Below are 21,770 nucleotides of genomic sequence, written 5' to 3'. Positions count from 1 at the left end.
TCTATACTCCCCTCTATGTACAAAACAAAGGCGACCGCTCCGGTCTACCAAACAAGTGCGATCGCCTTTTCCCCAATTAAGGAGATAATCATTATGCCTTACAAAACACTGGCACAGCAAACAATTTCCAGCTTTGCAGGCTCTTGCATTGACGAGCAAGCCCTAGCACAAGCAGAACTCGACAACCATCTGGAAACCCAAGCCGAAGCTGTAGCCCCAACCAAAGACCCCCTGACTACTCGCGACCGCCGCATCATTGGCGAGATTATTCAGGTGAAACCCGAAACAGTTCGTACAATCTGGCTTGAAGGCGGGATTACATTATGGGTGCGGTTTCTAGACGGTGGCTGCTTACCCTTTGACCGTAACTGGTTCGCAAAAAGAGTTGCAGAAGTTAAAGCCACGTTACCAGAAACCCCACTGGAACGTAACGAACACCTCAGTGATGAATTGGAAGCAGCTTGCACAAAGTTTGGTTTGACACACGGACAAATTGACTGGCTCTCCTTCAGCACGACTTTATATCTGAACCGTCTGTGTATTGGCTTCATTGGATACAACAGAGTCGGGCAATGGTACAGCCGCCGCAATCAACTGGGGAGCAGTCGTACAGCTGATAGTGTTGATGCTGCAATCGCATTGCTCGGAGTCAGGCAACCTGTAGCTGCGTAGTAGCTGGTATGAAAAAGGCGATTGTCAACTAGCAGGTGCAATCGCCTCACAACTCACAACAAGACTTGTTAATAGAATCATGGCAAATACTACGCCCGGACTTCAAGTAGCCGGCTTTGACGAATCTCTAGAAAAAATTCTGCTACCGCCAACAGACCCAAACGCAGATATCATCGAAATCCCTGGTTACATACTCGTTTACTTCAACGGAGCCTGCCCCAGAGTTTACCGAGTATACATTGCTCATTCCATGCTGGGTGTAATCTTTCAGCACCTCACCCACTGGTCTAACGCTGTGGATCAGATTCGTTATGCCCAAGCTTTAGATGCAGCAATCGGGTTGGATGACTTTATGAAAGTAGCCGGAAAATCCAGAGCAGTAGATAAACCCCTAGCAGCATAGTCAACTTCACCAATTACAACGATGGAATCAACAATATCAATTCCACAAGGCTGGAAATACCCGCACTTTACCTTGGGACAGCGTACAGACGAAGGATTGATTATCGGCATCAAATATTACCACAAGGTAGTCTTTTAGCCCATCAATACGGCAACGATTGGCGTTATGCAGTTATGCCTGATAACAATTCCAAAAACGAACAACACCACACAGAGAACCAACTTCGACTACTAACCCCACAGGAATTAAAAACGCTCTTAGAAGCAGAAATCAAGAAACGACTGTATCAAATTGAACTGCTGACCTACGAATTAAAAGCAATTCCTCGCATTGTCATAAATAGCTAACTCTAGAACGCAAACCCAACACCAACAATCTACGCAATCATGGAGACCATCAAAATCAACAACAGCGTTTTTCTCATTCCACCATCACAACCTAAACTTCAAGCTAATTGTGCTAAAGAATACGGGCAATTCTTACTTGATTGTCCCCCGAAACTCACAATTCTAGAAGCACAAGCAGGGGGATATCTCAAAGGCAATAAAGCAGACTTCGCGATTGCAATTTCTCGCCCTGACCGCCCCATGACTATTAACGAAAACTTTATCAATGAACCATTCACTGAACTGTGGGGTGTTCCTGTGGCTGGGCAATTAAAAGACCAGTTCAAGGGTAGTGCTTCCATGCTGCTCAGTTTTCTGATACACCGCCGTAGCAAAGACAGTTTTGCTGGACTCTACAATCACTTTGCCCATCGTGCATTCCAGCAATGGTGCGAGGAAGGGATGCCGGGAGATCCGAAAGAGTTTTGCTATACGGCGATCGCATCTGTCCTCAAAAATTATATCTTCTGCGCCGAGTTCCAGAAGGTAGACGGTGCGCTGGGAACGTATTGGTTCATTCAGTGGTCATACCGCAACCCGGAATCTGATTTTGAAAGGGACGCATTAGAAGCAGCCGAAATGATTCGCTCTGGTGCTGAAGATGGAACAACTCTGCACTGGGTCACTAACGAGACTTACGAACGCTGGGCAGATAACGCCAACAAGACTGTATCAGCGCTACCCGCAGTTTCGGAAGCAGAAGCCAGAGCATCTCTGCAACCGCAGAACCAGCAGGTGTTGCCACAGAGTAAGAAGCAGTAACGTAGATTCTTTAGTTGATGGGGCGGGTTGTTGAACTGCAAAAGTAAAACCCGCCCTTAAAGCACAGGCGAGGAGATATACGAATGAATCAATTAGCATCGTACAGCAAGCAACAGCATGAAACAACTAACAGGCTCTATTCCCATCGCTGCATTACCAGAATCTACAGCTAGGGGTGCTAAACAACGGCTATTAGCAACAATCGAATGGCTAGATGATGAAGATGCAACCAGTACTACCAATCTCAGGTTGTTAACTGCAATTGTTGAATCAATTCTCTGGTCTGAAGAATCATACAACAGATTTTTGCAGTGTGGCTTTGATGCTGCCATTGAACTATTCGATAACAGTTCCCAAAACTGGGATTTTGAACAAGTAATCTCATCACCTGATAATCCCAGGAATTGGGACGAATGTCAATGACTAGAAATAGAATTAGTATCTTTTAAGGACAATTTGGAGGTTAACTGTGACCCGAAAATGGACTGAAAAAGAATTAGATACTCTCGATATTATGTCTGAAGCCTACACAGTCAAACAAATAGCATATCGGCTAAAAAGACAAGGTTTTCATCGTACACCAGCCGCCATTTCTCAAAAGCTTTTTACTTTGGGTTATTCTCGCAAACCCTCTTTAGATAATTATAGTTGTCAACAAATTGCTAAAGTTCTCAATCTCGATTCTTCTACTGTTTGCCGTTGGGTACGCAAAGGATGGCTTAAAGGTATACGCCGTTCTGCTCGGCATTGGCAAGTTAAATCACGGGATTTGAAAAAGTTTTTGAAGCAACCACCTCCACAAGTTAGAACTCGCATTGCTGAATTGGATAAACAAGCAATTAGTTATCTTGTGGGGTAATCTAGACCTTTATCAAATCAGGAAGCAGAATTCAGAATTTGAGCCTGACTAATTTCTAGATAAATTCGGAACACTACAAGAATTGATTTTTCTAGATGCATTCTTAATTCTGAATCTTTCTTTATATATTTTGGAAAATTAATAGATTCAAAATCTTAACAGGAGGTGATAATAGTGTTAGTTCGATGGAACTTTAAGTTAAAACCCTCTCAATCTCAACAAGCAAAAATGTCCCAGTGGTTAACTACTCTTAGGAAACACAGAAACTATGCACTGAGAGAACGAGATATAGGATATAAAACGAATAACCAAGGCGCGGATGAACCAGTTAATTATGCTTGGGGTAGTTACTGTGATTTGTCAACTAAAATTGAGTATGGTGGATTTTGTCCACTTACTTGTCCTGTGCTTAAACATGGTGTCATCCCAAACTTGAGGGGGGACAAAAAGGGCTAGAATGCAGATAAAATAAGCCTCATAGCCCTTTCTCCTTGTTGATAATACTTACGCTTATTAGGAGCTAGTGTCATTAACTCAGCCACCAATTCATAAGAATTTTCCATGAAATCGACCCAGTTAGACCCATATAATCCAATATAAAAACTGCTATGACGGCGAACTGTCCGCCCAGATTCTTTAATTCTGCCTACATATTTTTGAACACCCATGCGTTTAATTTTTTGACCAGATATAGTTGCAGCCGTGTATGCAAGTGAGATTAATAATATTAGGGAAATTAGCCTTTGACCTGATACATTAGTATCTTCTAAATTATAACCACCGCTTTTAAAATCTCTAAACATTTCCTCAATATCAAAACGTTGTTTATAAGCCTTAATAGCCGAATCTAAATCATCTAAATTAGTCAGAATAAACCAGCCCTCTTCCGGCGCAACTCCAAAACGTTTCCGTTTCCATTTAGTAGCGAGATTAAAGCTAACAAACCCTTGAGATTTCGTATATTTAATACCTTGGTAAAAGAAGGAAAGACCAGGTGCTAAACCCAAATCTCTTAATTGCAGCCAAATTTCTGGTTCTATTTCTATAAATGCGTCCTTTTTTAAGCGTAAGCAGAAATATACTTTCTGCTCTGTGAGCCAGTTAGCCAACTTTATTGAACAAAATTCTCGGTCTCCTAACACTACAATTTTATAATCCTTGAAAATCGGTAATGCTTTTTTAAATACTGCTTCTTGTTCATCAAAATTACTTGAGCCTAACTTGTCTAATAGCTCAAAATATATTGGGATAGACCTTTTGTCCCAAACCACGCTAATCATTAATAGATTAATGCATCCCCAATTAGTCCGATCTATAACTACATAAATAACTTCATTTAAAGGAAAATTTATTTCTAGCCAGCTTTTGATAATTGGAAACCAAATTTCTTCAACATTGATGTAATTTAAAGATAAAAATCGCTGAAGTTTTTTCCTTCTACTTTCAAATAGTATTGGTATTGGTAAAGCAGTCGCTAGCGCCTCAAGGCTAACAGTTTTAATAGATTGTAATAAACAGATAAGGAGTTTTAGTAATAAGTATTCAGTACGTCCAAGCTCTCGCTTGAGGTGTGTCTCGTAGAATTCTGGTAATATTATCATTAAATAGAGCTTATTGCGAATGAATGCTCTTTTTGTTTTACCACAAATTGCTACACTCGTTGCCCTATATCTATTTCAGGGTATTTCGTATCCCCTCAAGCATCCCAAATGATTTAAACATTGCACTCAAAACATCTAAAAATCTTATCAAATGGGATAGCGCTTCTAATATTCAGATAAAAGTTACAACAAGATTAAGACATAGACTGAAAAATTTTGCTGAGATTAATTCAGATGTTTTGCAGTGTAATATTGCTCATTTAGACGCTGCCTTCACAAACTTTTGGCAACATGGTAGGGGATTTCCACGTTATTTACAGAAGTTAAACAGTTTCGAGTACAAACCAGGGCAAGTCAAGCTTCGGGCAATTAAAGATAATTATGCTATTATTTATCTTCCAGGAATCGGCAATGTCAAAATGCACAACAGCCGGGATTTCACTAGCATTCAATCCTTGAGAAGTTGCACTGTCAGCATATCAGGTGGATACTGGTTTATCTCGATGTTAGTTAAAACTCCCCAAGAATTACCTGATGAAAAACCGATCTCTGAAATTAAATCAGTAGTCGGTATCGATGTAGGAATCAACAAGCTTGTTGCTCTTTCAGACGGGAGTTTTGTCGAAAATATTAGAGTTACAACTAACCCCAGGACATCTAGGCGTTTGGCGATGCGTAAACGTGCTGCTAACCGCAAGTGTCAAGATTCTCAAAATCAAAAAAAGGCATACACTAGCCTTGCCAGAATACAACATAAATTAGCACAACATCGAAGCGGGTATAATTGGCAAGCTGCTAATAAAATTGTTAAGACTGCTGACTCTATTGCACGTGAAGGCCTCGATATCAAAGCGATGGTAAGACGTGCTAAACCAAAACATAACGGCAAAGGTGGATACAACAGAAATGGTGCTAGTCGCAAGGCTGGTTTAAACAGGGCTATCCTTGATTGTGCTTGGGGTGATTTATTTACTAAAATTGCTTGGTTAGCTGCTAAGTCTGCAAAGCCAGTTTTTGTCGTTAACCCTCGACATTCATCACAAGAATGTCCAAAATGCGGACATATCGACAAACATAATCGCAGTGGCGAAAAGTTCTTATGTACTAATTGCAGATATACAGAACACGCTGATACCAAAGCTTCTAGAACAACTGCAAAACGTGTAGGATTAGTCTTTCCCAAAAATCAAAAGCGCGAAGTCGGCGGGGTCGGTTCCCGTCCAATCGAACTTTGTAACAAGACTCTACCGGGGGACTCTCGGAAAGTTATGCCTGTGAAGATATCACTGCCGATGGGTGGGGAGTCCAGGAACCATGCCTATGAGCAATTGGCTATTCAGTTAAGTCTGTTTGATTTAACACAGTATACAGTTGCTGACAGTCGGAAATCCAAGAGATACGGCAAAAACTCTTAGAGAATCTGTGCATCATTAGACCACAGAGTGTCAACGCACTGCTACTTATTCCAAGGCTGGCTCAAGTTGGTTTCAATGGAATAATTTTACGCCGTGGAGGTAATACGCTAGAACACAACTAGTAAAAAGTGAGAAAGCTTATGAACTTTGGAAACATCAAATTACCTTCTGATAAGTATGATTGCAAAATTTATGCCTATCACGACTTTCGGATTGAAATCAATTTCTATCGAGAAGTAGATTCCGAAATTGTCAATGATCTTCTTTCTTTGGCACAAGATGGCGTAGAAGTTCATGATTACCGAAAAAATCAAGGTTATTTTTTTATTGGCAAAAGCCCATACAACAACAAAGAATTAGCCCAAGCTATCGCACTTCATCTAGAACAAAAACATCATCTCAAGGTATTTAAAGAAGGATTTACTGAACCCTAATTAAACTGCTTCACGTTAACAAGTAAGAGGAAAATATATGCAACTCGGATACTTCCAGAAAGATGTACTCATTGAAAAGTTAGCCCGTAACTTCTACACAATTCAAGGCTATGTAGTTCCTGAAGACTACCGGATGCAATTAGCCACACATCCGCAAGAAAGGGCGTGTGTAGCAATGGCTATTTTTGCAGTAGAAGAATTTGAATCAATCAATGGTTTATCAGAAGAATATGAAGATGATGATGACGAATATGAAACCGATTGTTTATTCCCTGAAGAACGTTTGTTGCCAGGGGTTCAGTTAAAGCGTGAGTAGTACACCTTTGTAAGTACTTTATTAGAAATTACAAGATGAGGAATAGATATGAAAGTCGTAGTCACAGTAGTTGAAAAAGTCCAGAGTGTTGCCCACATAGATGTTCCTGATGGACTCTCAACAGATAGCATTAAGCAGCACATTGTAGACCGCTATAACAGTGGTGAAATACTGACTGATTTGAATATTTTCCACGTTGATTTTGAATCAATCAGCGCCAAAATTGTTAAACAAACACCAGAGGACTCAGTATGACTGTTGCACAACTTCTGACACCACAACCACAAACTATTAGTAGGCATCCTCTGAACTTCTACGAGTCTCCATCATGGTTCACAACTGAACTACTGCGCCATGTTCCGCTATCTGGTGTGATTGGGGAGCCATGTGTTGGGATGGGGGCGATTGCTTCTTTGCTTCGGGTTTGGCCTGATACCGATAGAGTTTGGACTAACGATATTGACCCCGACAAAGAGGCTCATTTTCACCTAGACGCAACGCTATCCCAGTCATGGGAGAAATTCCCTGAATCGGATTTTGTAGTGACTAACCCCCCATATTCTGATCTCGTTGCACCAATTATCAAGAATGCCTATCACAAAGCTCGTGTAGGGGTTGCGGCGTTCTTGTTAACCAGCTTTCTCGAACCCTGTGATGATCGGGCTGCATTCCTCGAAGAATATCCGCCGTCACTTGTACTGATCATGCCTCGTTACTGCTTTCGCAAGGATAAGAAAGGTAAGCGCTGGGCAACAGATAACATTACAATTTCGTGCTTCGTTTGGGACAAACGCACTACACAACAACGAATTATTATACGCCCTGCTAATAGAATTGCTGGCTTTTACAAAACCCCAGACAAAGCGATTAGCCCTGAATCCGCTTTGACCATTGTCAATGCAATAGCTAGCGGTCAAATTGCCTCTACCTATGTGTGACTAAAGCAAAAACCCCACCTGTAAACGCAGTGTGGGGCTAGATAAATCCCGTATATGGGGTGAGAAATATGAGTAGAGATCAAGAGTTACTACAAAACAATTGCTGGAGGTTTTTATGAGCAAAGTTGTAGCGGGCAAATCTCCTAAACAGCATTATACCCCAGTATCTAATGCTTTAATTCGTAATCCGGAAATTGATGACGGTACATTCAGATTAATTTGCTGGATGACATCACACGTTGAAGGCTGGGAAGTCAACTTCGCTAGCATTCAAAAAGCCTTGAGTTATGGTCGAGATAAACTACGAAAGATCCTCAAAACTGCGGAAAATCAAAACTATTTAGTTAGAAGAAAAATCCGTGTTGAAGGTGGACTATTTGATTTTGAATACCATATCTTTAAAGATACGGAAGATGCGATCGCTTTCCGAGAATCCTTACCACAAGAGGAATTAACCAGTGACGTGTTTTCAGGAGGTGGTTCAACCAGGGGTGGATCAACCAGAGGTGGTTCAGCCAGAGGTGGTGAATCAGACCCTCATAAAGAAGAACAATATAGAGAAAACCAAATTAAAGAAGAAAAAAGGGGAGAAGACACCCCTACCCCTCAAAGTGACTTTGTGTCAGATGAGTTAAAAAATTCTGAACAAATCGAAGTCGAGAAATTAAAACCGGAACCAATTACCCAAGAGCAAGAACAAGACAAAAACCCAAAACCCCAGCAACTTACTTTCTTGTTAAATCAATCTGAGTCTTTGGCACAAACCGATGACCCTAACTCTGAATCAAAAGTTCCGAGCAAGTTCGACAATCTCGAACAATCGAATAAACTAGCCCGAACTGAAAAACGAATGGTGAAAGTCAGCGATGAAGAAATATGCCGTTTATTCCTTGAAGCTTATAACGCGCACAAGCCGTCTAATTTCACCGAACATACCAAAATCAATCCAGAACACCTGAAGAAGATTAAACACCTTCTTAAGGACTTTCCAGACACCGCTATTGAGATATTTGTATCAGCACTCACCTGGGTCAGAGAACAATCCGATAGTTGGTGGCGACAAAAACAATTTTCCCTGAACAATTTGATGACCAATGGCAAAATTCTCGACTACGCCGATAAACACATCACTGCAATGAAGTACGACGCAAGTTACCGCTTACGCGTCGAAGGTCGAGCGCCATCAATGGACTTGAAGCGAATGCTGCCGAATGTTGAGGGTATATCTCAAGCTCAGTACGAGGATGTCTTTGCTCGACAGCAACAACTAGACCGAATCTCTAAAGCTTCCAGTACCAAATTTGAATTGTAGGAGTGTTGTTTTGATTACTAAACTCAAGTTTGATAACGGCATTGCGCTTTTAGAAAAACACTTCCGCCGTGAATTATGCCCAGAAGCGATCGCAATTTGGTCAGAATACCTCAATGAACATCTTGACGATCAAGAATTTACTTGTGCAGTTAAAGAAGCAATTCTGACTTTAGATTTCTTTCCCAGTGCCAAGAAGTTAGTCGAGTTTGCCACTGCCAGTTACGAAGTGCAAGCGATCGCTGATTGGCGTATGATTATAAGAGCCGCAAAAAGTTCTAATGAGCAATGGCAATTAGAAATTCTTCAACCTCTCAAAGAACGCGCTCATGTTGCACTTAAAGCTATTGGCGGATTGCAGCCAGTTGCAATGGCTGAAGAATGGCAACTACACAGGTTGGAGAAACAGTTTATTACTGTTTATTGTGCAACTCATGACAACATCAAGTTTTTACCACCTTCACCACCATCAAAGCAGTATCCTCTTGAAGTAATTCCACAGTCATCTGATAGTAAACCAATTGATTTATCAACCAAGTCCCCATCAATTCGTCGAGTGTTGGAAACTCTAAATTTACGTTCTAATGGTCTTGATATTCCACCAGAGCAAGCGTGCATTAATGCTTTTGCTCGTTATGATTGGCAAATTGATTCTGGACGATTGGATTATTTTGTACAGTTAGATAAAGATGCTAAACAGCAGTTTATGACCAAATTTGGCTTTGCAATGAGAAACAAGACTTTGTGGCGTTCAGCAACATCAGTCTTTGATGAGATTAGTGGTTATCGAGTTCCAACTTCCCAAATTGATGCTAAAGCAATTGCACGAGAATGGTTGGCACAAGATGAAGATGTGGAGTTTTAGCTCATGAAAAAGCTTGTAAACCAAAATTAACTATCTCTAGTGTTCTCAAGCCTTATTAAAAATTGGACTTCAGTAATAAAAAGCGGAGGAAGATATGCAACCTCCACTTGGAGACAAACTATTAAACGTCTATGACTCGAGGATTATTTTTTCAATGCTAATGTACTAAAATTAAGGAATCATCACCGAAAGAAATATATTCAATTACCTCTTAAGGAATAACTGAATTCTTGATAGTTTGTTTCAGCAGATAACTCCACAAAAATAAGTCATTAGTCGGAACCTACCAAGGGCTCCTCCAATAATGGACAGCGATATCTGAGTCGAATGGCACGCTTGTTAAGCACAAACCCTTGATCTAACTGGATGAGAGGGTGTGGGGTGTAGGGAATTAAGAAGATGTTAAACTCCGCCGCGCAACTAAAATTTAATTGTCTTAAACACAAACCTGCAACCCTACCCCCAACAAAGAGCCCTGACAAAGGCATTGCGGAAATGATTGTTGTCAAGCAAAGGAATGGCCCTACTGGTACAGTCAAGCTGCTTTTTGATACCCAGTATATAAAGTTTAAAAATTTAGTTAGACGCGATTAGATAAATAAAAAATCTATGTGAATATAGCTGAGTCCACTTGCCAAATGTTAGGATTATTCGACTAAAAAGGATGAAAAAAATTGAGTTTTGATAACACTGCTAAGTATTTAGCTGAAAAATATCCCGCCGAGTTTGCTAAGTGGTTACTAACCTCAGAGCCACAAGAAGTTACAGTTTTGAAAACTGAACTTTCTCTTGAACCAATTCGTGCTGATTCTGTAATATTTCTGCAAACGGAAAGCCGAATTTTACATATTGAGTTTCAGTGCGGCTCGTTTCTAGGTAAATACATAATCTAGAGTATGTTTTGAAGGTAACACTCAAAACGTATAACTGTTCCTCTGATGTGGGTGAAAGTCCCACCCTTTAAGAGATAAGTGACTCCCAATCTGACCACACCGAATAGGCTCGGAATCCTATAGAGTGAAGCTGGTAACAGGGCGCAACCAGTTGTAAAACAAGCAGGTAACAACACTGGCGCTAATGGGGGGATGATATGGGCAAACAAGTTCTAGAAAAGTGTCTCACGATGAAAACGACAACCTGAGTAACAAATGTAGATTTCATCCTCATATATTCTCGCAGCATTCCTGGAATGATAGCTGCAATCTCCGAGAAGAGGATAGGCAAATTGAACTACCCTAAGTCATCAATCAATCTCAGGAACGGAACGAGTAAAAACTATATACAGGTCTAGGGAAAAGGTCGAAAACCCTAGTAGGTAAGACGAGCTACGGAACACCTGTATATAGGGTAGGACAGAGCGTAACTGCTCTGAGGTATTCAGAAAACACTTGTTTGGAGTAGAGCATGATTAGGCACAGTATAAAAACTAGTGAATCATGGAAATCATTACCCTGGAAGAAATTTCGGGTGAACCTTTTCCGCTTACAAAAAAGAGTGTTTAAAGCTGTTCAAGTTGGTGATATGCGTAAAGCAAAGTCATTACAAAAGCTGATTCTGAAATCTCTTGCTGCTAGGTTTTTGGCTATCAGACAAGTTACACAGCTAAATGCTGGGAAAAAAACGGCTGGCGTTGATGGTAAAAAGTCCCTTTCATCTAAGGAACGATTCACCCTTGAGCTACTACTTAAGAATAACGTCAAAGATTGGCATCATCAACAATTACGGCTGATACCAATTCCGAAGAAAGATGGCTCCACCAGATTTCTGAAAATTCCTACTCTGGCGGATAGAGCTTGGCAATGTCTCGCAAAATTCGCACTGGAACCAGCGCATGAAGCAATATTCCATGCTCACAGTTACGGGTTTAGAACTGGACGCTCGGCACAAGATGCTCAGAAACAGATATTCAACAACCTACGCTCAAAAGTAAACGGAATATCCAAACGAGTTATAGAACTCGATATTGAGAAATGCGTGCGCCGTGACAGTTAACGCGGTATCCCCAACCAAGTTGGGAGAGACTAAGAAGAACGTCTCTAAGTCGACCAACTTACCTGGAGTTGAAAGACAAAAGGGACAACAGCATGTTGGTAAAGCCGGAAATAGAGAGAAGGCGTTAAAACTAGAGTCCGGCAAGACTTGTGTGACATGGTGAAGGTTAAACTACCTGAAGCCCAATTCTGACGGTATACGCGATTGCCTATTCCTACAACGCCTAAAAAGGAATAATCGTTTGTGTGTAGTTTTAAACATTTGAACCACACAACTTCTTCAAACGAAGTCAGCCAGCGATGAGATGGCTTAACGAATGAATGGGACACCTAAATCACACTATTACGTACTGAGTTAATAAAGCGCGGGATGACCTACGGGGGGCGACCCCTATGGTTACAGAGTTCCTATAGTAGTCCGAGGACGGGAAAGCCGTCTACATGGCGAAGAGGAACAGGTATTCTTCACACTTGTATCGAGAGGTACGCGAGATGCGAAACGCCGAAACGATTTTAAGTGTAATCCGAGACAGAGGCTACCGTGGTTTACCTCTGGATGATATCTACAGACAACTTTTCAACCTCAATTTATACCTCTTGGCGTACAGCCGCATCTACAAAAATGATGGGACAATGACGCAAGGAATTACATCAGAGACTGCTGATGGGATGTCCATCAAAAAGATTGAAAACCTCATAGAGGATATTCGCTATGAACGTTTTCGGTGGACACCAGTACGGCGAATTAATATTCCCAAGAAAAATGGAAAAACTCGACCTCTGGGTATTCCCACTTGGAAGGACAAATTGATTCAGGAAGTAATACGTTTAATATTAGAAGCGTACTACGAACCTCAATTTTCTAACAGCAGTCATGGTTTTCGACAAGAGCGCGGATGTCATACGGCACTAACAGTAATAGACCGTACTTGGCAAGGAACTAAATGGTTTATCGAAGGAGATATTCGCGGTTGCTTTGACAATATAGATCATAAAATCTTAATGTCAATCTTACGCGAGACAATCCAAGATAATCGTTTCTTGAGATTGATTGAAAACTTACTCAAGACAGGTTACTGTGAGCAATGGAAATATTATTCCACCCTGAGCGGAACGCCGCAAGGCTCGATTGTATCACCCATACTCGCCAATATCTATCTTGACAAATTCGATAAATTTATCGAACAGATACTCATCCCAGAATATACGCTTGGTAAACATCGGGCAGAAAATCCAGAGTATTCAAAACTCGTAAAACTTGCTTGGTATTACAGGAAAAACGGACAAGTTGATAAAGCGCGTCAACTGGAAATTAAATACCAGAAAATGCCTTCTAAAAATGTTCGTGACCCTGAATACAGAAGGTTAAATTACGTCCGCTATGCAGACGATTTCCTACTTGGTTTTATTGGCTCGTTCCAAGAAGCAAAAGAAATTAAGGAAAAACTCAAGACATTTTTAGCTGAAAATCTCCAGTTGGAACTGTCACCAGAAAAGACCCTGATTACTAATGCTAGGAATGAGGCAGCAAGCTTTCTAGGTTACAAAATTCTAGTCCAATATTCTGACGATAAGCATACCAATGGTAAACGCTCAATCAACGGAATTATTGCACTAAGAATCCCAGCAAGATTTATAGAAGAAAAATGTACCCTATACATGAGGAATGGTAAACCCATTCATCGCCCTGAATTAATAAATGATGATGATTTTACTATTATCAACATTTACCAATCAGAATTTAGAGGGTATGTACAATTCTATAGCCTTGCCCAAAATATTGCATGGCTGCGAAAACTTCAATGGATTATGTCGAGTTCGCTGATGAAAACCCTTGCCTGTAAACACAAAACTAGCGTGGCTAAAATCTGCGCCAAGTATAAGAAGACGGTAAAGCTTCCACAAGGCTTGAGAAAGTGTGTGGAAATAACTGTCCTGGTAGAAGGTAAGAAATCCCTGGTGGCTCGCTTTGGCGGCATCCAATTAAAACGCAACCTAAAAGCAACCATTCTAGACCTGCCAACAAATAGAAAGCCTGCGTTCAGAAATGAACTAATTAAACGGCTTCTTGCTTCAGAATGTGAGATTTGCGGGGCAAAAGGTGATATTGAGGTTCACCATATTCGTGCCCTTAAAGACCTCAAAGCCAAGGGTAGAAAGGAAAAACCGCAATGGATGCAAATTATGTCCGCACGTAGAAGGAAAACTCTCATGGTTTGCCCTCAATGCCATGATGCAATACACGCTGGTAAACCAACATCTAAACGAGTCTCGTGATAACAGAGTACTGGAGAGCCGTGTACCTGGAAATCTCGTAAGCACGGTTCGGAGGGGGCTAGTTAGAAAAGGAGCTAATAATTGGAAACCTCGCTAGCTAGCTACCCACTTTCGACAGGATTAATCATTCCACCATCATGAACAGCTTGATTGCTCCCTGTGGGCTAAAAATCGGAATTTTCCGATGTCTAAAATCTGGTATTAATCCAGAATTCCCGGAACAAGGAACATGTCAAGGTGGTGTGGTAAGTCCATTACTAGCTAATATCGCTCTCAACGGAATAGAAGAAATACATCCATCAGTCAGATATGCTGACGATATGGTATTTTTCCTAAAACCGAAAGATGACGAGAAAGAAATACTTGTAAAAATCAGCCAGTTCTTAGCAAAAAGGGGATTAAAGGTTAGCAATAAGAAGACAAAGCTAACCGCATCGACAGACGGGTTTGATTTCCTCGGCTGGCACATAAGTGTCCAGAAAAACGGAAAGTTTCGATGTATTCCCTCAGTGGAAAATTTCCAAGCATTTCGTAAGAAAGTAAAACACGTAGTTAACAACTCGAATTATGGCGCTAAGGTAAAAGCGAGCAAGCTGGCACCAATAGTAAGAGGTTGGAGAAATTACCACAAGTTCTGCAAAATGAATGGTTCTAGATACTCTCTATACTTCATGAAAAACAGAGCTTTTAAGGTATTTAACAAAGAAGCAAAACAGAATCGTCAAACTAGTAAAGAAATATTAGATAAAGCGTTTCCGTCAGTTTCTTACTCTGAAAATCGCCATATCAAAGTCAGAGGGGATAAATCACCATTCGACGGAGATTTAGTCTACTGGAGCGAAAGAAACAGTAAACTATATGACGGTATTACCTCGAAATTGCTTAGAAAGCAAAGCCATACTTGTGGATATTGTGGATATAAGATCATACCTGGAGAACGGGTTAATCTACACCATAAAGACGGCAATCATAATAACTGGAAAGATGTCAATCTAACCGTTTTACATGAAAGTTGCCATGACTATATTCACATGAGCAAAAAAGGTATTGAAGATACGGGAACTGTGGTAAACTCAGTCGATTCTTGCTAAGGAGAACCTTTGCAAAATCATCGGAAAATTACTACAAGTCAGTTTGACTCTTGCCTTTAAGAATGTCGGAAGCTGGATGCTGTCAAAGCAGCACGTCCAGATTTAACAGAGAGGTGCGGAGGATAATACCTCCCATCGACTCTACCAACACTTACAAAATCTACTCCTCCGATTCCATTGCGGATGCTAGATTATTACGTCAGGTTGAAACGTCAATATGGTAAACCAGTAACACAGGTAGTAGTTTTCTTACAACAAACTGACGATTCAATTGCTTTTACTACAGAATATACTGATGAAGGAACGATTCACCGCTATCGAGTTTTACGGTTATGGGAACAGGATTCTACGCAGTTTCTTGATAATCCAGCACTGTTGCCGCTAGCCCCTTTAACTCGAACTGACTCTCCACAAAGATTATTAGAGCAAATTGCTGACAGACTCGTTAGAATTCCAGATAGGAATGAAAGACAGAATATTGCCGGGTGTACTGAGATTTTAGCTGGTTTAAGGTTTAGTAAGGACTTAATTCGCCAATTTTTACAGGAGGAGATTATGCAAGAATCTGTTATTTATCAAGATATTGTTCAGAAGGAAGCTTTTAAGTTTTTCTATCGTCAATTAAATCGACGCTTTGGAGAAATTGATACATCCATAATTGAACGAATTCGAGCGCTATCTACTGAGCAATTAGAGGCTTTAGGAGAAGCCTTTCTAGATTTTTCATCAGTTGAAGATTTAGTAGCTTGGTTAAACAGTAAATAGTTGGTGATTAATCTTAGCTGACATTTCTCCAAGTCTATAATTATTGAAACTTGGGAATTTCAATAATTAATGCAGATGTTGGTATATAAAAACCTCTGCATTACACCACAATTAACTATTTCTAATATTCTACCGTCTTATTAAAAATAAGTTGATAAACATAAAAAAGCCGGAGAAAAATCGGACGTAATCCTCGGCTTTCATGAATCTAAGACTAGCCTCTATGGTGGTACATTACATTCAAAAATACCTGACTTAATGGTATATATCCTACTCTATCAAAAGACAGAGTTTAACTCATTTTTAGATTAGAGTTTTGTTACTAAACTCAAGCATTTATGAGAAATCTGGAATAATAACTAATCAGATAAAGTATTCATGTGAAAAACCCATCATCATTACTGAAAAATTAGAAAAGAGGCTTACACATGACTAAAATCATTGCTGGTACAGGCCACCGTCCCGAAAAGCTTGGGGGACACAACGAAGAAGTTTTTATCCGATTAATAGCCTTATGCAAAGTGTCTCTCCAGAAAATGCAAGCTACGGAAGTCATTAGCGGTATGGCATTGGGATTCGACCAAGCCCATGAAGAGGCTGCAATTGAGTTACAAATCCCCTTGATTGCAGCAGTCCCATTCAAAGGACAAGATGATAAATGGCAGCCACAAGATAAAGAACGTTACGAACACATTCTGTTTCAAACTTCATCAATTATCTATGTTGATCTCCTTGAAGAATATTCAGCATCATCATCAGGATATAGCAGTGAGAAGATGTACAAGCGTAATCAATATATGGTGGATCACTGTGATGAAGTATTAGCGCTTTTTAATGGTGCGGCTAGTGGTACTGGTAACTGTGTTAATTATGCCGAGAGCTTGGGCAAGCCAATATTCAATGTTTGGAAGTCATGGGTTAAGTATCGGGGCTTTTGAAGATTATGAAGTACAGCATTGAACTTTTAAACGAAACTACAAAGTTAACTTTGATGATTCAAGACAAGCTTGATTGTTCATTTGAAGAAGCTTGCGAAGTTACAAAAATTATCTTTCGTCAAGTAAAGAGCAAGGAACTTCTGATAGATAACTCTTTGAAATCTTTACTGCCTGATTTTCTCGAACAAGTAAGAAACACCAGTAAATAAATACAACAATATGCACAACCAACCCAAAACAGGACATCTCAAAAACTTTTCCGGCTTACAAATTGAATCCGCTATCGCTAAAGCATTTAAGGATCTGACAAATTCTGAACATGAGATTGAGATGATCACATTCCAAATTGAAAGAAGTTCCGACGAAGTAAAAATTGTCTTTTACGCCAGGCAAGAAGCTGAAAATGGTTGAAACTTACCAACAACTTTTACAACAATGGGCAGCTCTTGCCCCTGATGAATGTTTAGAAACGCAACGAAATTACAAATTCAAAGTCAAAATCTTACCAGCAGTTGAAAAATGTTCTTCTACAGAAGCGTGGCGTTTAATTACTACCGAAAACTTTACTTGGCATTTAGCGAATGGAAAAGATTTTACTTTGTTGCAGTTGAATTTTATCTTGCTCATAATTTTTTACCACTTCACAGATCGACAGGTCAATATCAATTTCACTTTCTCCGAGCAAGGAACTATCGCCACAATCTGTAACGGGCTGAAGTCGCAAATACATCCACATCCGGCACTTGCAGCTTTAGATGCTTATGTTCAACTACTGAATTTTTAGAGGCGCTGCTATGAAAGCGATATCTGTTCGTCAGCCTTGGGCATGGGGAATTATCTACTCCACCAAAAACATAGAAAATCGTGGCTGGCCCATCAATTATCGAGGCGATATTCTCATCCATGCAGCGAAAAAGTGTACCAAGAAAGAATACGAAAGCGCCTTTATCTTCTGTAAAAGCATAGGTATATTTATTCCAGAGTTAAAAAGCCTCCGTCGTGGTCAAGTCATCGGCATCGTCACAATAGTTGACTGTCGGTTCTCACAAGTTGCGTCTGGCTGGGGGATGCCTGGGCAATACCATTGGCTGTTGGAGAATCCACGAGAGATCACACCGATTCCCTACATTGGGCAGTTGGGGATTTTTGAAATACCAGACGATTTGGTGAAGAAAGTAACAACAGAAGCAACCTCAGTGGTCAACTTCCAAACTTAGCAAAGTACAAAGAAAAAGGTTCGCGGCGTTAAAAATGTAGTTCCGCGCACCTATATAAATTCCCTTTAATTTAAACTCAGATGAAACTTTACCACGACGAGAGAAAAATAAATAACTTAGCGATTTTTAGTTTAAATGCTTGTAAAACTTAGTGAGCAAAAGCATTCATTGGTATAACGGAATGACAACACATAAAAAAGATGGAATTCTTTCGTGGAAGCTCCTATCTTTATTTAATTACACACTTTGCATAACTAGAATTCTGTTTAGATGTTGGCAAATTATATTTAATAATTTTTGTCCATAATATGCTCTCCTACCTCAAACTATAGAGCATATTTCTTTTACCTTCAGAATTAATCTAGTGGCAAATCAAAGCAGGAATCCGAACCAATAACAAATAGGATGAAGCATTTTTGTGAAAAAGGAAACGTCATTCATTACCAGAGTTAATTTATGCCTAAAACTGGCGGTAACAACAGGCTACACTCTCCAGTTCCTACTTTCGATGAGCCTGTAAGCATTGAGTTATCTGCGACACCCGAAAAATTCTTAGAGAAAGGGATGAAAGCCGCATGGGTGGAATCGGTTGGATGTCTTTATCCGTACATTGAAACTAAAAAGCTACAAAATAGTGAGACTGTTTCTTATCCGCGTGTGATTAGTGAACGTGACCCAAATAACCCCTTTCATTGGCGATGGGCTTTTAATTGGAAGGAAAAACACAATGGAGTCTGGAAAGGACGAAGTATAGGTTCAATTCCCCCTGGCGCTGTCCCAATGATTCGGACACTACAACAGCAGGGGGCAACCAGGGAAGATATTATCGCTTTTATCAAAAAAGCGAAAACCAAAAAGACATCACCAAAAATTTTAGATGTCTGCAAGAATTTTGATAACACAAAATTAAAACCAACACTTCCAGATGATGCCCCCATCGCTGTAGTACTTTTCGCGGGTGGCGGTGGGATAGAAGCGGGGATGGTCGAAGCTGGTATTCGTCCGGTCATCGCGGTGGAATTCGACCCGACTAAACCAGATTTAAGTCAGGCGATCGCCAAAACTCATCACCGCAATTTCAGCGAATACGGCTGCAAAGTCATTCAGCTAACAGTTCAAGAAGTAGCGCAGTCACGATTCATAGGTTTTCCCCGCCGCCCTGACTATCTCCATGCCTCCCCAGTATGCGCCAACTTCAGCCAAGCCCACACAGCCAAAGCAGGCAAGGGCATTGAAACGGTTGATGATCTGACGGCAGCATTAGCTGTAGCAGAAGCTATCCGACAGTTGCAGCCACGGGTGTTCACGCTGGAGAATGTGCCGCGCTATCAGAATAGCCAGAGTTTCAGTATCATTCTGTCAGCTTTGGAAAAAGAGGGGTACTCAGTTGATTACAGCGTGGTCAACATGGACAAATTTAGACTACCCCAGGCGCGGCGGCGGTTAGTTCTGGTTGCCAGTAGGGGGTTTCGCGTTGCAATACCCACTCACAGAAAACAAATAGGGTGGTATGAGGCGATCGCTCACCTCATCCCCACCATGACCGATTCCCAACTACTCCCCAAACAACGGCAAGCGGTAGAACAATTTCTGATGGCTAACGAACCAACGCCATTGCTAATACAGAGAGTTGGGGGACGTACAGAGTCAAAGTATAAACCTGCACACTTGCCCTGTAACACTATCTTACGATCACATTTCACCGACCACAAAGGCTGCAACCGTAGTAAGTTCGCTAATATCTGGTTGCCGGATGGTACGGTCAAATCCTTGTCTATTGAAGGGGCTGCAATCTTGCAAGGGTTTCCCAGTTGGTACGAATTCCCCAACAAAACTGCTACGGCGGGGTCAATCATCGGCTACTCTGTCCCTCCCAGTTTTGCAAGTCAGTTATTCGCATCAGTACAAAGTACATTAAAAGGAGCCGACATAGTATGACTAATCTTGTCCACGACTTAGAACAGTGCTGGTACATTTCCCCGCCGTGGGGCCCACGAATCCCGCCGTTACTGGTAAGTTTGCTTGAGCGGGTGTACGTCAAAAGAGTCAAAGCATTCGGTTACTGCTGTGGGGTGGAATGGTCACAACAGGGTTGGAAATACGAGATTGCTACTGGTAATGACAATATTACTGTTTTGAGACACGAACTTATTGGTACAGGAAATTTGCAACCGGTTACTAAAGAAAAACCTGTGTTTCGCTTGGGTGAGTTGGTCGAGTTTCGGTTTCATGGTGATGGGCCACCCATAAGGATTGTCCAGGGGATTCATTTGATTACCGATTGCTGGTTCTACAGTGTGGAGTGGATGTCGCCGGGGATATCTGAAAAAGGTGACGAGGTTTTTACCTCCAGAGATTCTATTGCGCGGGTGACTGACTATGATTTGGAGCGGGTGCGATTATGACAGTGTACACTTCATACTACCGTGGCGAAATCCGAGGCGAGGGCATCTCCATCTCGCTGTACCCTCCCAAAAACTGGAAAGGCAAACACCTTCCCCTGTTCGCGCCAACTCCAGAACTCCTAAAGTGGTGGAAGCCCTAGCTATCTAATTGGTATACAAAGCAGGTAAACTGAGGAAAGCACCTAGCAGCAGTAAAAAATTAGTGATAGTAAAGTTGCCTCGCCATCGCCCAGAACGAAAATTCAGTAATATCAAACGAATAGTATTAGAATGTTCACTCATTGAGTGCGTGCATTGTGGGGCAGAATTAGCGCTACGCAGACCAAGACACATGCGTAAAACCATTCAAACAATGGATGGTGCAGTATTTGTGGCAGGCAAGAGTAAAGAATGTACCAATCATAGTTGCACACATTTTGGTAAACATTACTACGCGACTGGCGTGTTAAAATACAGTCTGCCTTACAGTACTTATGGGCTAGACGTGCTGGCATTTATTGGTTGGCAACATGAAAATGAGCATCAACAGTTGGCAGAAATTCGGCGCTTATTAAACCAGCGTGGTGTTGAAATTAACGAAAGCAATGTAGGTAAGCTATACCGTCAATTTCTGGCACTATTGGGTGGAACGATTGCACATACACAGGAGAAATTAGCTGCCACAGCAGTCCATCATGGTGGCTTGATTTGGGCAATAGATGCCTTACAGCCCGAAGGCCACGGAACCTTACTGTATGTATTGTACGAGGTATTAAGCGGTACACCAGTAAGTGGAATTCAGTTACCACAGGCACAGGCACAAAGGTTAATTGAGTGGCTGCAACCATATAAAGAGTTACCGTATAAAGTGCTAGCAACATTGTCAGATGGGGAAAAATCAATCATTGCGGCAATGAATTCAAGTTGGCCAGATGCACCCCATCAACGTTGTCAAGCCCACTTTCTCAGTAATTTAAGTGAAGTGGTGCTGCCATTAGACACAAAGCTCAGACAGCAATTAAAAGCAGATTTAGATGATCTGCCAAAAGTCCCTGAGTACTCAGAAAGAGCCCAACACCCAGGCTCCGAACAGCAGCAAGACAGTCTCCCTTTTTTTCAGGAATCCCCTATTTGTCACGAGACATAG

At 41.1% G+C, this 21,770-nt stretch carries 26 protein-coding genes and 4 pseudogenes; 28 read left to right on the top strand and 2 right to left on the bottom strand.

Features of this window, described 5'->3' with window-relative positions; genetic code table 11:
• The first annotated feature begins 15 nt into the window (after positions 1–15).
• The 7 genes from WKK05_RS37985 to WKK05_RS37955 all read left to right on the top strand — a co-directional run bounded on the left by WKK05_RS37985 (position 16) and on the right by WKK05_RS37955 (position 3,538).
• The gene (locus tag WKK05_RS37985; protein ID WP_341531407.1) at positions 16–672 is read left to right on the top strand and encodes a hypothetical protein; all 657 of its coding nucleotides are present in this window, start codon (positions 16–18) and stop codon (positions 670–672) included.
• A gap of 79 nt (positions 673–751) precedes the next feature.
• Entirely contained in the window at positions 752–1,075 is a 324-nt protein-coding gene (locus tag WKK05_RS37980; RefSeq protein ID WP_341531406.1) for a hypothetical protein, read from the top strand.
• A 173-nt stretch (positions 1,076–1,248) separates the two neighbouring features.
• Positions 1,249–1,422, top strand: coding sequence for a hypothetical protein (locus WKK05_RS37975; RefSeq protein ID WP_341531405.1), 174 nt, complete (start codon positions 1,249–1,251; stop codon positions 1,420–1,422).
• Between the two features lie 39 nt (positions 1,423–1,461).
• A complete protein-coding gene (locus WKK05_RS37970; RefSeq protein ID WP_341531404.1) occupies positions 1,462–2,223 on the top strand; it encodes a hypothetical protein in 762 nt (253 codons plus the stop codon).
• Positions 2,224–2,340: 117 nt separating this feature from the next.
• Positions 2,341–2,646 carry a hypothetical protein gene (locus tag WKK05_RS37965; protein ID WP_341531403.1) on the top strand — a complete coding sequence of 102 codons (306 nt, stop codon included), beginning with the start codon at positions 2,341–2,343 and terminating at the stop codon, positions 2,644–2,646.
• A 46-nt stretch (positions 2,647–2,692) separates the two neighbouring features.
• Positions 2,693–3,082: a helix-turn-helix domain-containing protein gene (locus WKK05_RS37960; protein WP_341531402.1), complete on the top strand. Its 390-nt coding sequence runs from the start codon at positions 2,693–2,695 to the stop codon at positions 3,080–3,082.
• 174 nt (positions 3,083–3,256) lie between these two features.
• On the top strand, positions 3,257–3,538 hold the full coding sequence (locus WKK05_RS37955) for a helix-turn-helix domain-containing protein (protein ID WP_341531401.1): 282 nt from the start codon (positions 3,257–3,259) through the stop codon (positions 3,536–3,538).
• Here WKK05_RS37955 and WKK05_RS37950 read toward each other — a convergent pair.
• Positions 3,535–4,677: an IS4 family transposase gene (locus WKK05_RS37950; protein WP_341531013.1), complete on the bottom strand. Its 1,143-nt coding sequence runs from the start codon at positions 4,675–4,677 to the stop codon at positions 3,535–3,537. The genes WKK05_RS37955 and WKK05_RS37950 overlap by 4 nt on opposite strands.
• A 29-nt stretch (positions 4,678–4,706) precedes the next feature.
• On the opposite strand from WKK05_RS37950, the gene WKK05_RS37945 reads away from it, so the two are divergent.
• The 20 genes and pseudogenes from WKK05_RS37945 (at position 4,707) to WKK05_RS37850 (ending at position 20,644) form a co-directional block, all read left to right on the top strand.
• Entirely contained in the window at positions 4,707–6,098 is a 1,392-nt protein-coding gene (locus WKK05_RS37945) for a transposase (RefSeq protein ID WP_341531400.1), read from the top strand.
• Between the two features lie 140 nt (positions 6,099–6,238).
• A complete protein-coding gene (locus tag WKK05_RS37940) occupies positions 6,239–6,532 on the top strand; it encodes a hypothetical protein (RefSeq protein WP_341531399.1) in 294 nt (97 codons plus the stop codon).
• 37 nt (positions 6,533–6,569) lie between these two features.
• Positions 6,570–6,848 carry a hypothetical protein gene (locus WKK05_RS37935; RefSeq protein ID WP_341531398.1) on the top strand — a complete coding sequence of 93 codons (279 nt, stop codon included), beginning with the start codon at positions 6,570–6,572 and terminating at the stop codon, positions 6,846–6,848.
• A gap of 48 nt (positions 6,849–6,896) precedes the next feature.
• Entirely contained in the window at positions 6,897–7,103 is a 207-nt protein-coding gene (locus WKK05_RS37930; protein ID WP_341531397.1) for a hypothetical protein, read from the top strand.
• Positions 7,100–7,786 (top strand): hypothetical protein, encoded by a 687-nt coding sequence (locus tag WKK05_RS37925; RefSeq protein ID WP_341531396.1) that lies wholly within the window; start codon positions 7,100–7,102, stop codon positions 7,784–7,786. The genes WKK05_RS37930 and WKK05_RS37925 overlap by 4 nt, the downstream gene beginning before the upstream one ends.
• A gap of 115 nt (positions 7,787–7,901) precedes the next feature.
• Positions 7,902–9,098, top strand: a complete 1,197-nt coding sequence (locus tag WKK05_RS37920; protein ID WP_341531395.1) for a hypothetical protein — start codon at positions 7,902–7,904, stop codon at positions 9,096–9,098.
• Positions 9,099–9,108: 10 nt separating this feature from the next.
• Positions 9,109–9,960, top strand: a complete 852-nt coding sequence (locus WKK05_RS37915; protein WP_341531394.1) for a hypothetical protein — start codon at positions 9,109–9,111, stop codon at positions 9,958–9,960.
• Between the two features lie 399 nt (positions 9,961–10,359).
• On the top strand, positions 10,360–10,554 hold the full coding sequence (locus WKK05_RS37910; RefSeq protein ID WP_341531393.1) for a DnaB-like helicase C-terminal domain-containing protein: 195 nt from the start codon (positions 10,360–10,362) through the stop codon (positions 10,552–10,554).
• Positions 10,555–10,634: 80 nt separating this feature from the next.
• Positions 10,635–10,820 (top strand): annotated as a pseudogene (locus WKK05_RS37905) (hypothetical protein); the annotation flags it as partial.
• 544 nt (positions 10,821–11,364) lie between these two features.
• Positions 11,365–11,934: pseudogene (locus WKK05_RS37900) on the top strand (reverse transcriptase N-terminal domain-containing protein); the annotation flags it as partial.
• Between the two features lie 509 nt (positions 11,935–12,443).
• Positions 12,444–14,228, top strand: coding sequence for a reverse transcriptase domain-containing protein (locus tag WKK05_RS37895; RefSeq protein WP_341531392.1), 1,785 nt, complete (start codon positions 12,444–12,446; stop codon positions 14,226–14,228).
• Positions 14,229–14,338: 110 nt separating this feature from the next.
• Positions 14,339–15,319, top strand: a pseudogene (locus tag WKK05_RS37890) (reverse transcriptase domain-containing protein); the annotation flags it as partial.
• Between the two features lie 147 nt (positions 15,320–15,466).
• Positions 15,467–16,084: pseudogene (locus WKK05_RS37885) on the top strand (DUF4351 domain-containing protein); the annotation flags it as partial.
• Positions 16,085–16,512: 428 nt separating this feature from the next.
• Positions 16,513–17,022, top strand: a complete 510-nt coding sequence (locus tag WKK05_RS37880; RefSeq protein ID WP_341531391.1) for an SLOG family protein — start codon at positions 16,513–16,515, stop codon at positions 17,020–17,022.
• Positions 17,023–17,027: 5 nt separating this feature from the next.
• On the top strand, positions 17,028–17,231 hold the full coding sequence (locus WKK05_RS37875; RefSeq protein ID WP_341531390.1) for a hypothetical protein: 204 nt from the start codon (positions 17,028–17,030) through the stop codon (positions 17,229–17,231).
• Between the two features lie 10 nt (positions 17,232–17,241).
• Positions 17,242–17,433, top strand: a complete 192-nt coding sequence (locus WKK05_RS37870; protein ID WP_341531389.1) for a hypothetical protein — start codon at positions 17,242–17,244, stop codon at positions 17,431–17,433.
• Positions 17,426–17,806 (top strand): hypothetical protein, encoded by a 381-nt coding sequence (locus WKK05_RS37865; protein ID WP_341531388.1) that lies wholly within the window; start codon positions 17,426–17,428, stop codon positions 17,804–17,806. Before WKK05_RS37870 ends, WKK05_RS37865 begins: the two co-directional genes overlap by 8 nt.
• A 10-nt stretch (positions 17,807–17,816) precedes the next feature.
• Positions 17,817–18,239: an ASCH domain-containing protein gene (locus WKK05_RS37860; protein ID WP_341531387.1), complete on the top strand. Its 423-nt coding sequence runs from the start codon at positions 17,817–17,819 to the stop codon at positions 18,237–18,239.
• 456 nt (positions 18,240–18,695) lie between these two features.
• On the top strand, positions 18,696–20,177 hold the full coding sequence (locus WKK05_RS37855) for a DNA cytosine methyltransferase (protein ID WP_341531386.1): 1,482 nt from the start codon (positions 18,696–18,698) through the stop codon (positions 20,175–20,177).
• Positions 20,174–20,644 carry a DUF1392 family protein gene (locus WKK05_RS37850; RefSeq protein WP_341531385.1) on the top strand — a complete coding sequence of 157 codons (471 nt, stop codon included), beginning with the start codon at positions 20,174–20,176 and terminating at the stop codon, positions 20,642–20,644. The genes WKK05_RS37855 and WKK05_RS37850 overlap by 4 nt, the downstream gene beginning before the upstream one ends.
• A 144-nt stretch (positions 20,645–20,788) precedes the next feature.
• Here the strand turns inward: WKK05_RS37850 and WKK05_RS37845 are convergent, their stop codons facing one another.
• Positions 20,789–20,926 carry a hypothetical protein gene (locus tag WKK05_RS37845; RefSeq protein ID WP_185592387.1) on the bottom strand — a complete coding sequence of 46 codons (138 nt, stop codon included), beginning with the start codon at positions 20,924–20,926 and terminating at the stop codon, positions 20,789–20,791.
• A gap of 49 nt (positions 20,927–20,975) precedes the next feature.
• On the opposite strand from WKK05_RS37845, the gene WKK05_RS37840 reads away from it, so the two are divergent.
• Positions 20,976–21,770, top strand: coding sequence for a hypothetical protein (locus tag WKK05_RS37840; protein WP_341527844.1), 795 nt, complete (start codon positions 20,976–20,978; stop codon positions 21,768–21,770).

Origin of the sequence: Nostoc sp. UHCC 0302 (assembly GCF_038096175.1) — a bacterium.
In the GTDB taxonomy this organism is placed as follows: Bacteria; Cyanobacteriota; Cyanobacteriia; order Cyanobacteriales; family Nostocaceae; genus UHCC-0302.
Note: the sequence above shows the minus strand (reverse complement) of the source record. Positions and strands in the feature narration are given on the sequence as shown.